This is a genomic window from Sulfuricurvum sp. RIFOXYD12_FULL_44_77 (assembly GCF_001830725.1).
In the GTDB taxonomy this organism is placed as follows: domain Bacteria; phylum Campylobacterota; class Campylobacteria; order Campylobacterales; family Sulfurimonadaceae; genus Sulfuricurvum; species Sulfuricurvum kujiense_A.
Genome location: NZ_MIBU01000052.1, coordinates 2,647 through 12,168, shown reverse-complemented (window position 1 = coordinate 12,168; position 9,522 = coordinate 2,647). Strand labels below are relative to the sequence as shown.

The 9,522-nt window shown below is 42.7% G+C and carries 11 protein-coding genes; 1 reads left to right on the top strand and 10 read right to left on the bottom strand.

Features of this window, described 5'->3' with window-relative positions; all coding sequences use genetic code 11:
* The 10 genes from A2517_RS02565 to rfbA all read right to left on the bottom strand — a co-directional run.
* The coding region (locus tag A2517_RS02565) for an S-adenosylmethionine synthetase N-terminal domain-containing protein (protein WP_294893823.1) at nucleotides 1–210 on the bottom strand (210 nt) is incomplete at its 3' end.
* Complete coding sequence (locus A2517_RS02560) at nucleotides 211–1,179, bottom strand: GDP-L-fucose synthase (RefSeq protein WP_294893825.1); 969 nt, start codon at nucleotides 1,177–1,179, stop codon at nucleotides 211–213. It lies immediately after the preceding gene.
* Nucleotides 1,180–1,182: 3 nt separating this feature from the next.
* A complete protein-coding gene (gene gmd / locus A2517_RS02555; protein ID WP_294893821.1) occupies nucleotides 1,183–2,304 on the bottom strand; it encodes a GDP-mannose 4,6-dehydratase in 1,122 nt (373 codons plus the stop codon).
* On the bottom strand, nucleotides 2,301–3,635 hold the full coding sequence (locus A2517_RS02550; protein WP_294893819.1) for a mannose-1-phosphate guanylyltransferase/mannose-6-phosphate isomerase: 1,335 nt from the start codon (nucleotides 3,633–3,635) through the stop codon (nucleotides 2,301–2,303). Before A2517_RS02550 ends, gmd begins: the two co-directional genes overlap by 4 nt.
* Nucleotides 3,632–4,642: a UDP-glucose 4-epimerase GalE gene (galE, locus tag A2517_RS02545; protein WP_294893817.1), complete on the bottom strand. Its 1,011-nt coding sequence runs from the start codon at nucleotides 4,640–4,642 to the stop codon at nucleotides 3,632–3,634. Before galE ends, A2517_RS02550 begins: the two co-directional genes overlap by 4 nt.
* A gap of 72 nt (nucleotides 4,643–4,714) precedes the next feature.
* Nucleotides 4,715–5,575: a glycosyltransferase gene (locus A2517_RS02540; RefSeq protein ID WP_294893815.1), complete on the bottom strand. Its 861-nt coding sequence runs from the start codon at nucleotides 5,573–5,575 to the stop codon at nucleotides 4,715–4,717.
* Nucleotides 5,576–5,585: 10 nt separating this feature from the next.
* Nucleotides 5,586–6,605, bottom strand: coding sequence for a dTDP-glucose 4,6-dehydratase (gene rfbB / locus A2517_RS02535; RefSeq protein WP_294893813.1), 1,020 nt, complete (start codon nucleotides 6,603–6,605; stop codon nucleotides 5,586–5,588).
* Nucleotides 6,602–7,474, bottom strand: a complete 873-nt coding sequence (rfbD, locus tag A2517_RS02530; RefSeq protein ID WP_294893811.1) for a dTDP-4-dehydrorhamnose reductase — start codon at nucleotides 7,472–7,474, stop codon at nucleotides 6,602–6,604. The genes rfbB and rfbD overlap by 4 nt, the downstream gene beginning before the upstream one ends.
* The gene (gene rfbC / locus A2517_RS02525) at nucleotides 7,467–8,039 is read right to left on the bottom strand and encodes a dTDP-4-dehydrorhamnose 3,5-epimerase (protein ID WP_294893809.1); all 573 of its coding nucleotides are present in this window, start codon (nucleotides 8,037–8,039) and stop codon (nucleotides 7,467–7,469) included. Before rfbC ends, rfbD begins: the two co-directional genes overlap by 8 nt.
* On the bottom strand, nucleotides 8,036–8,926 hold the full coding sequence (gene rfbA / locus A2517_RS02520) for a glucose-1-phosphate thymidylyltransferase RfbA (RefSeq protein WP_294893807.1): 891 nt from the start codon (nucleotides 8,924–8,926) through the stop codon (nucleotides 8,036–8,038). Before rfbA ends, rfbC begins: the two co-directional genes overlap by 4 nt.
* Nucleotides 8,927–9,022: 96 nt before the next feature.
* On the opposite strand from rfbA, the gene A2517_RS02515 reads away from it, so the two are divergent.
* The gene (locus tag A2517_RS02515) at nucleotides 9,023–9,424 is read left to right on the top strand and encodes a hypothetical protein (protein WP_294893805.1); all 402 of its coding nucleotides are present in this window, start codon (nucleotides 9,023–9,025) and stop codon (nucleotides 9,422–9,424) included.
* Nucleotides 9,425–9,522 lie beyond the last annotated feature (98 nt).

Sequence of the window (9,522 nt, the reverse complement as noted above, 5' to 3'; positions counted from 1 at the left end):
TGCGATATGTTTGTACTCTTTGGTACTCAGCTGAACATTAGAGGTAACTTCCCCTCCGATAACGACATGTTTCCCTGCAACAAACACTTCGCTCGCTACACGGCTTTTCGGATCACCGATGATGAGACGATCGACGATGCTGTCGGCAATGATATCGGCACATTTATCGGGATGTCCTGGGGAGACCACTTCGGAGGTGAATAGATACATTTAAAGAGTTCCTTGTTCATTTTTATACCAATGGTACATTTGTGTAATTCCGTCGCGTAATTCTACTGTGTGTTTCCAACCAAGTGCATGGAGTTTGCTCACATCGGTGAGTTTACGCATCGTTCCGTCGGGTTTATCGGAATTAAAATAAAGCTCGCCGTTATAGCCGACAATCTCACGAATAAGATAGGCTAGATCGTGAATACTGATTTCGACACCGCTTCCGATGTTGATATGGGTGTTTCGGATTTCGCTGGTGGTACTAAACGTATCTTTAAAATCACGTTTTTCCATCAGGAATACACAAGCGTCCGCCATATCCTCTGACCAGAGAAACTCTCTCATCGGTTTGCCACTTCCCCAAATTTCAACACGTGGAGCTTCGCTTAGTTTGGCCTCATGTATTTTGCGTAAAAGGGCGGGTAATACATGAGACGTTTCTAGATCAAAGTTATCATTAGGACCATACAGATTCGTCGGCATAACACTGATAAAGTTAGTGCCGTATTGGAGGTTATAGCTCTCGCACATTTTAATACCGGCGATTTTTGCAATAGCATAGGGCTCATTGGTATATTCCAAAGTATCAGTAAGGAGATACTCTTCTCTCATCGGTTGGGGAGCATTTTTAGGATAAATACATGTACTTCCTAAAAACATCAGCTTTTTGACCTTGTGAAGATAGCTCTGATGGATAACATTATTTTGTATCATCAGGTTGTCATAGATAAATTCGCCGCGATAGGTGTTGTTGGCCACAATACCACCCACTTTTGCCGCCGCAAGAAAGACGTATTCCGGTTTTTCACTCTCAAAAAATCTTGAAACCGCATTTTGGCTAGTCAAGTCAAGCTCACTGTGGGTACGAGTGATAATGTTGGTATACCCTCGGGATTCAAGATTTTTAATAATAGCGCTTCCAACCAGTCCGCGATGACCGGCTATATAAATTTTGCTCTCTTTATCCATCATTTACTCGTAATAACTCATTGTTTTATAACCGCCCTCTTGGAGGTAAACGTCTTTGGTCATTAGTTTGAGATCGGATTTCATCATATCATCGACAAGTTCTTGGAGTTGGTACTCCCGTTTCCATTCTAGTTTTTGTTCTGCTTTGCTCGGGTCACCGAGGAGAAGATCGACTTCGGTCGGTCGGAAATAGCGAGGGTCTACCGCTACGACCTCTTTACCGATTTCGACTTGGTAATCGGGATTGGTGCATGAGAGTACGTACCCTTTTTCATCCACTCCCTCTCCGCGAAACTCTAAAGTGATTCCGGCATACTCAAATGACATCCGGACAAAATCACGGACAGTCGTTGTCGTACCTGTCGCGATTACCCAATCTTCAGCCTCTTCGGCCTGGAGGATCATCCACATCATCCGAACGTAGTCTTTGGCATGTCCCCAGTCACGTTTGGCATCGAGGTTCCCCAGATAAAGTTTATCCTGAAGCCCTAATGCGATTTTGGATGCGGCACGGGTGATTTTGCGGGTGACGAATGTCTCTCCTCGTACGGGAGACTCGTGATTGAAGAGGATTCCGTTGCACGCAAACATGCCGTACGCTTCACGGTAGTTGACGGTGATCCAGTAGGCGTACATTTTAGCCACGGCATAAGGAGAACGGGGATAGAAAGGGGTGGTTTCTGATTGGGGAGTCTCTTGAACTTTGCCGTAAAGCTCTGAAGTAGATGCTTGATAAATTTTAGTTTTTTGGCTCAGTCCTAAAAGCTTAACCGCTTCGAGGATACGGAGAGTCCCTGTGCCGTCTGCATTAGCAACGTATTCGGGTGTCTCAAAGCTGACGTGAACATGACTCATAGCGGCGAGATTATAGATCTCATCGGGCTGTACTTCTTGGATGATACGGGTAAGATTCATACTGTCGGTCATATCACCATAATGCAAAAATAAATTTCGGTTATCGACATGGGGGTCTTGGTAGAGGTGATCGATACGGTCGGTATTAAAAAGAGATGTTCGACGCTTGATGCCATGGACGATGTACCCTTTTTTGAGCAAAAATTCGGCTAAATAGCTACCGTCTTGTCCCGTGATACCTGTAATAAGAGCTACTTTTGGGGTACTCATTCATTTCCTTCTCGATTAAAATCATCTTCAATTCTTACAATATCGTCTTCACCGGTGTATTCACCCACTTGCGTTTCGATAATGGTTAGGGGTATTTTACCCAAATTTGCTAAGCGATGGATTTCTCCGGCTTTGATATAGGTGGATTCATTGGGATGGACGGAAAAAGTTTTTTCCCCTACGGTAACGGTAGCGGTGCCGCTGAGGACAATCCAATGCTCATTTCGGTGAAAATGTTTTTGGAGACTGAGCCGTTTGCCCGGTTTTACCATAATGCGTTTGATTTTATACCCCGGGGTATCTTCGAGTACGGTATACGTTCCCCACGGACGATGCGCCGTTCGGTGGATATGGGTGAGTTCAGGATTGGTTTGTTTGTAGTGTTGAACAACCTCTTTGACTTTTTGGGATGAGCCTTTATGACTGATTAAAAGGGCATCTTCAGTATCGATAATAATGAGGTCTTTGACATCAATAAGATTGACCGGTTTGTTCGAGAGGATAAAATTGTTATTCGCATCATTCGGCATTACATCGCTAAGGGCATCAAAACTTCCTACGTCGCTCCACCCGATCGATGAGGGGATCACTTTGACGCGAGTGCTTTTCTCCATAACGGCGTAATCGATACTTTCATCCGGAATGGCGTTCATATCTTCGTAAGAAATTTTGGTCATTTCTTCATGTGTTGCATTGGTGTACGCTTGAGTGGATGCATCAAAAATAGCAGGACTCCATTTTTGCAATTCATCCAAAAAGCGACCTGCTTTGAAACAGAACATCCCGCTGTTCCAATAATAATTTCCGGAATTTACGTAAAGTTCTGCTGTTTTGAGATCCGGTTTTTCATGGAAAGCTTTTACATCCTCACCAGAGGCTTCGATGTATCCAAATCCAGTTTCGGGGAATGTCGGGGTAATGCCGAATGTCACTAAATAATCGTCTGATGCCAACTTGGCTGCTTGGGTGATAACTTGAACATAAGCGTGCTGATCTTTGATAAGATGATCGGATGGGGTTACAAGGACGATTTCGTCTGGATCGAGGGACATACATGCCAGTGCAATGGCGGGGGCGGTATTGCGTCCTACGGGTTCAAGGATATACCTATTATTAGCCTGATTGATCTCCTCAAGTTGATTAAAAGCGAGAAAATATTGTTCAGAATTAGAGACGATGAGCTGTTTATCACATACAGCACTATTACGCTCAACGGTGAGTTGAAAGAGCGATTTGTCCTCAAAAAGTTTAACGAACTGTTTGGGCATTAGAGTACGGCTGATAGGCCATAACCTCGTTCCAGATCCCCCGCATAAAATAATATTGGTCATACATTTTTCTCCCACTCCAGTGCTGTTTTACAAATGAGTGCCAAATCATCATAGTGAGGTACCCATGCAAGAGTATTTTTGATTTTTGTGTTATCGGAAATGAGAAGAGCAGGGTCACCTGAACGGCGTGGAGAAGTCTCTACGGTAAAATCAATAGAACTGATTTTTTTCATTGTTTCAATAACTTCATACACACTAAACCCATGACCGTATCCGCAATTAAAAATATCGCTTCGGTTCCCATGCGATAGATATTCAAGAGCTCGAAGATGAGCGGAAGCAAGATCATCGACATGGATATAATCACGAATACAGGTACCATCGGGGGTGTCATAATCGGTTCCGAATACGGAGATTTTTCCCCGCTGAGCTAGAGCTGTTTGTGCGGCGACTTTGATCAGATGGGTGGCATTAGGGAAGCTTTGTCCGATTCGATTGTGTATGTCGGCCCCGGCGACATTGAAGTAGCGTAAAATAACAAAATGAAAAGCAGAATTTGCATCAGCCGTATCTTGCAATACGCGCTCACTCATGAGTTTACTCATTCCATAAGGATTAATCGGAACGGTAGGGGTCGTTTCGTTTACGGGGACGATTTCCGGTTCGCCATAGACGGCGGCAGTGGAGGAAAAAATGAATTTTTGTACCCCATATTCATTACAGAGTTTTATGAGATTGGTAGTATTGACGGTGTTATTCATATAGTACTTAAGGGGATTTACAACCGACTCAGGGACGACAATCGAAGCGGCAAAGTGCATGACGGCATCAAAACGGTTAGCCAAAAATATTTTTTCAACTTCGACAAAATTGGATAAATCGGTACGGTAAAAGCGAAGATCCCCATTTTTGGAGGTGAGAGCTATGTGTTCTAACGTATCAAGTGTTGCTTGATGCCCGGTAGAGAGGTTGTCGATAATAGTAACATCATGGCTGGTTTCTTCAAGTAGTTGTTTAACAACATGACTACCGATATATCCGGCTCCACCGGTCACTAAAATATGCATAGGTTAAGCCTTTAATTGATCATATCTATTTAAGTAACATTAATTATATCAAATAGTGTATTGTAACCTTCTTCAAGAGCTATGAGGGAACTTCTTAACAGTTATTTTTTTAATCCCGTTTAAACAAACATATTGCTTATTGTCTGCGCTTTTATTATGAATAAGATAATTGGTATGCGCTTGTTCTTGGTTGAAGTTCTTTTTATGGTACAAATGAACCAAATTTGCGCTGTATCTACAAGATTTTACTTCTATACCGATCCCCTTTAAGCGCATAGCCACATCTGTATCTTCCCCGTAGGTCGGAGCTATAAAATTTTCATCAAAACCATTTATTTTTAGTAAGTCATTTTTATAACACGACCAATTACAGCCTAGAAGAAAGTTTACCTTTCTGCGAAGTAATTTTGATAATGGATTTTTTGCATTTATATAAAACATCTCTTCAAGATGTCGCGTTTTAAATTTTAGCAGAGTAGGTAAATTTCTGAAATAATGATTTGTTAAATCATGAAAATGGATAGTTTTTCGTCTGATTTCATGTGATAATGATTCATTAAACTCTATCCGTCTTCCGGCTAAAATGGTATTTTCTTGAGATAACAATAGGTGATTTTCAATAAATGTACTATAGGGCAAACAATCACCATCGATAAAAATAAGATAGTTACTTTTTGCCGCAACTACAGCACGATTTAATGCTCTATTTTTTCTCCAACCTACATCTTCTTGAGTTAGATGAATTACGTTTAAATTTGGAAATTTAACTTTCGCGTGAAGGATAAAAGATGCCATGTCGGGATTGTCGCCATCTTCTGAAATAATGACTTCAGTGGGTTTAACCGTTTGCTGATCGACACATTCAAGAATCAGATTCAAGGCTTCCGTGTCTTTGTAGACAGAGATAATGAGTGTTGAAGTGGGATATTTCATATCATTGACCCTATCGGTCGGTGTATTTTTTCAAATACCACTCTATCGTTTTCACGATTCCCGTATCAAAAGTCTCTTCGGCACTCCACTCGAGTTCCGTTTCAATTTTTGTTGCGTCGATAGCATAGCGGCGATCATGTCCTGCTCGGTCTTCGACATAGGTGATTTGCTTTTTATAGCTTTTGGCATCATGGCGTGGTTGCATCGTATCAAGCAATGTACAGATGCGCTCGGCAATTTGATTATTATTGCGTTCGTTGCGTCCTCCGATATTGTACACTTCGCCGCTTCGTCCGCTGTGGTAGACGAGATCGATCCCTTTACAGTGGTCGAGGACATAGAGCCAGTCACGGATATTTTTACCGTCACCGTAGATAGGAATATTTTCACCTGAAAGTGCTTTGCGAATAATGGTCGGGATCAGTTTTTCATCATGTTGTTTCGGACCGTAGTTATTGGAGCAGTTGGTGATAACCGTGTTCATCCCATAGGTGTGGTGATAGCTACGAACAATCATATCGCTTCCCGCTTTAGAAGCGCTGTAGGGGCTATTAGGGGCGTAGGAGGTTTCTTCGGTGAACAGACCGCTCTCTCCGAGAGTTCCGTACACTTCATCGGTGCTGATATGGTGGAAACGGCAATCCTCGTAACCTATTTTATAGACAAACGGTTTCTCCATCCAGTGTTTATAGGCGACATCGATGAGGGTAAAGGTTCCGTTGACGTTGGTTTGAACAAATACCCCCGGATTTTTGATGGAGTTATCGACATGGCTCTCTGCAGCAAAATGGATAACACCGTGAATATCGTAGGTTTCAAAGAGTGATTCGACAAGCTCCCGATCACAGATGTCTCCTCGCACAAAAATATGTCGATCATTGTTTTGAACTTCAGAGAGATTTTCAATATCCCCGGCATAGGTAAGGAGATCAAGATTGACAAGTCGTACTTCGGGATATTTTTGGAGGAAATAGGGAACAAAGTTGCTCCCGATAAATCCGGCGCATCCGGTGACTAGAATAGTTTTCATGATTGGGCTCCTAGTTCTTGTAAACATGCCTGAAGAGAATCTCTCCAATAAGGGATGATGATTCCGAAGTCGGCTTTGATTTTTGTTTTGTTGAGAAGTGAATAATGGGGACGCACTGCCGAAGTCGGATATTGATCGGTTGTGATCGGATTGACCTGACACTCTATAGTGGAGAGTTCAAATATCGTCTGAGCAAAATCGTACCAGCTGGCAACACCCTCATTAGCGTAGTGATAGATTTGGGGTGATTCATTCTTGATACGGGGGAGAATCTCTAAAATAGTTTGCGCTAAATCCCGCGCATAGGTCGGAGTTCCTACCTGATCGAAAATGACACCGAGAGTATCTCGTTCACGACCTAAACGGAGCATTGTCTTGAGAAAATTGTTACCGAAAATCGAATAGACCCATGAGGTTCGAATAATGATCGTATTGGAAGGTGCTACAGAGAGGATCGCATTTTCCCCATCACATTTTGTTTTTCCGTACATCCCTTGCGGATTAGTAGGATCGCTTTCGACATACGGGCGGTGATTCATCCCATCAAAGACATAATCAGTAGAAATGTGGATCAAGGTACAGTTTTGTTTTTTAGCAATTTTTGCCAGCATATCGACAAATCGGTGATTCACCGTCTTGGCAAGGTCTGCTTCGCTTTCAGCTTTATCTACTGCCGTATAGGCGGCACAGTTGATAATCGCATCAAAAGTATGATCATCGAAAAAATTTTCCATTTTGCACAGATTGCTAAGGTCAAGTGTTGTTCTATCGGTAAAGGTAAATTCGTATTGCGGATACAGCGTACTTAATGTTCGAATCTCTGAGCCTAATTGCCCGTTAGCCCCCGTTATGAGAATATGTTTATTCATAGAGATTAATTCCAAAATTAAACAAATCTGCATCGTTTAATAAGGGTTGCTTGGTATCTTTAGCGGATAGTTGCAGTTGAGCGTTTTCTACAATCCAATCAAGTTTCAATGCCGGATCATCAAAAGCAATCCCTCGATCACACTCAAGATTGTAGTAATTGTCCACTTTGTAGGCGAATGTGCAAGTTTCGGAGAGGACGACGAACCCGTGGGCAAACCCACGTGGAATTAACATTTGCCGTTTGTTCTCTCCACTGAGTTCTACCGTGACATGATGACCGAAGGTGGGTGATCCTTTGCGGATATCAACGGCTACATCAAGAACACTTCCCTCGATAACTCGTACCAGTTTAGTTTGCGCATAGGGTGGAAGCTGGTAATGCAGACCCCGTAAGACCCCATAACTGCTTGATGACTCGTTATCTTGACAAAAAGAGATAGTAAACCCTAAAAATTCTTCGAGTTTATCGGCGCGAAACGTCTCGACAAAATAACCGCGTGCATCACCGTGTATTTTCGGGTTAATGATCACAACATCTGGTATTTCAGTACGTGTAAACGTCATACGAGAGTTTTTCCTTCGTTGGCCCTGCGGATCAGATATTGACCGTACTGGTTTTTACTCAAAGGCAACGCCAGCTTTAAAAGTTTTTCTTTTGTTATGTAGCCCATCTCATAGGCGATCTCTTCGATACAAGCAACTTTGAGCCCTTGGCGGTTTTCGATGGTTTGGATAAACATACTGGCTTCGAGTAACGACTCATGTGTTCCCGTATCCAGCCAAGCGTAACCGCGTCCCATAAGTTCAACTTTGAGGGAATTTTGCGCTAAATACGTTTGATTGACGGTGGTGATTTCCAGCTCACCCCGCTCGCTAGGCCGTACATTCTTGGCGATTTCGACAACACTGTTGGGGTAAAAATAGAGACCTACGACGGCATAGGAGCTTTTAGGCAACGCCGGTTTCTCTTCGATAGAGAGGACATTTCCCTCAGCATCAAATTCTACAACACCATAGCGTTCCGGATCTTTTACTCTGTAACCGAATACCGTCGCCTTGTTCTCTTCCGTGACATTGCGAACGGATTGAGCGAGCATTTTTATAAGACCGTGTCCGTGAAAAATATTATCACCTAAAACGAGACAGACATCGTCATTACCGATAAAATCGGCACCGAGGATAAATGCTTGAGCCAATCCATCAGGTGAGGGTTGGACGCAATACTCAAAACGCATCCCGATATCGCTTCCGTCTCCTAAGAGTTCTTCAAAGCGGGGAAGATCGGTTGGGGTAGAGATGATAAGCACTTTCGTGATTCCGGCAAGCATAAGTACGGAGAGAGGGTAGTAGATCATCGGTTTATCGTAAATGGGGACGAGCTGTTTGCTGACCCCTTTGGTAATCGGATAGAGACGTGTACCGCTACCGCCGGCTAAGATAATCCCCTTCATATAACCCCACTCTCTCTTTTATTAATGTAATTATAGTCAAAAAAGATTATAGGCCGATTTAATCAACTTTGAGGCTAATTTCGCGATAATACGGTTATGAAAATACTAATTATTGACCAAGTCGGATTTCAGCTCCAAACCCGAAAAATGCTCTTAGAAGATGCTATAACAAATTGTACTGTTGACACCGCATCTAGTTTGGGTGAAGTCTTTATCTCCTATCAAAAAGATACCTATGATGTTGTCGTGGTTGACCATGGGATTGAAAACGGTCAGCAATGTGTGGATCATATTATACAAACCTCTCCCTCTCAGCCCATCTTGGTTGTCAGTATTGCAATCCATTGTGTGATAAGCCGTTGTGAAGATTGTGTCAATAACCATCAGATTCGTCGTTTATTTAACCCGACGCCGATTAAAAATATTATTCGGTTGATAGAGGGCTTTAGAGGGTATTCTTGTGATCATTATGATTCTGAGACGAATAAAATACGTTAAAGTGTGAGTTGTTTAAGAGAAGGGGGGGGGTGGCTCCGAATGCTGGATTCGAACCAGCGACCAAGTGATTAACAGTCACCTACTCTACCGCTGAGCTA

Coding starts and splice junctions, on each gene's coding strand:
- A2517_RS02515 (WP_294893805.1), top strand. CDS start 9,023: ATGAAAATACTAATTATTGACCAAGTCGGATTTCAGCTCCAAACCCGA.
- rfbB (WP_294893813.1), bottom strand. CDS start 6,605: ATGAAAACTATTCTAGTCACCGGATGCGCCGGATTTATCGGGAGCAAC.
- A2517_RS02550 (WP_294893819.1), bottom strand. CDS start 3,635: ATGACCAATATTATTTTATGCGGGGGATCTGGAACGAGGTTATGGCCT.
- A2517_RS02560 (WP_294893825.1), bottom strand. CDS start 1,179: ATGGATAAAGAGAGCAAAATTTATATAGCCGGTCATCGCGGACTGGTT.
- gmd (WP_294893821.1), bottom strand. CDS start 2,304: ATGAGTACCCCAAAAGTAGCTCTTATTACAGGTATCACGGGACAAGAC.
- rfbD (WP_294893811.1), bottom strand. CDS start 7,474: ATGAATAAACATATTCTCATAACGGGGGCTAACGGGCAATTAGGCTCA.
- rfbA (WP_294893807.1), bottom strand. CDS start 8,926: ATGAAGGGGATTATCTTAGCCGGCGGTAGCGGTACACGTCTCTATCCG.
- rfbC (WP_294893809.1), bottom strand. CDS start 8,039: ATGACGTTTACACGTACTGAAATACCAGATGTTGTGATCATTAACCCG.
- galE (WP_294893817.1), bottom strand. CDS start 4,642: ATGCATATTTTAGTGACCGGTGGAGCCGGATATATCGGTAGTCATGTT.
- A2517_RS02540 (WP_294893815.1), bottom strand. CDS start 5,575: ATGAAATATCCCACTTCAACACTCATTATCTCTGTCTACAAAGACACG.